Source organism: Caballeronia sordidicola (assembly GCF_000729995.1).
Taxonomy (GTDB): Bacteria; Pseudomonadota; Gammaproteobacteria; order Burkholderiales; family Burkholderiaceae; genus Caballeronia; species Caballeronia sordidicola_A.
This window is the reverse complement of the sequence record NZ_JNFG01000129.1, coordinates 1-419: the sequence shown is the minus strand read 5'-3', so window position 1 is coordinate 419 and position 419 is coordinate 1. Positions and strand designations below refer to the sequence as shown.

The 419-nt window shown below is 63.2% G+C and carries 1 protein-coding gene; it reads left to right on the top strand.

The window, feature by feature from the left end; all coding sequences use genetic code 11:
* Nucleotides 1–419: hypothetical protein (locus FH08_RS0134035; RefSeq protein WP_035568004.1), on the top strand; the 419-nt coding region annotated here is incomplete at both ends.

Below are 419 nucleotides of genomic sequence, written 5' to 3'. Positions count from 1 at the left end.
ACTGCCGCCATGGTGCATTACTACTTCAAGAACCGCGACCAGCTGATCGAAGCCGTGGTCGATGAACGGGTCAGCCTGTTCATCCGCGGCATCTGGGGGCCGATCAGCGGCGATCAGCCGCCGCAGCAGATGATCATGGGCATGGTCGACCGGATGATCAGCACGACTGAAAAAATGCCATGGATGCCGGCCCTGTGGGTGCGTGAAGTCTTGAGCGAGGGCGGCCAGCTGCGTGAGCGCATGGTGCGCCGGGTGCCGCTGGAAAAGCTGGCCTTGTTCGCCGACTGCATTGCGCGCAGCCAGCAGGCCGGCCGGATCAATCCGCAGCTGGAGCCGAACCTGATCTTCGTGTCGATCATCGGCCTGACCATGCTGCCGCTGGCGATGGCACGCGCAAACAAGCCCGCATTGCCGCTTGC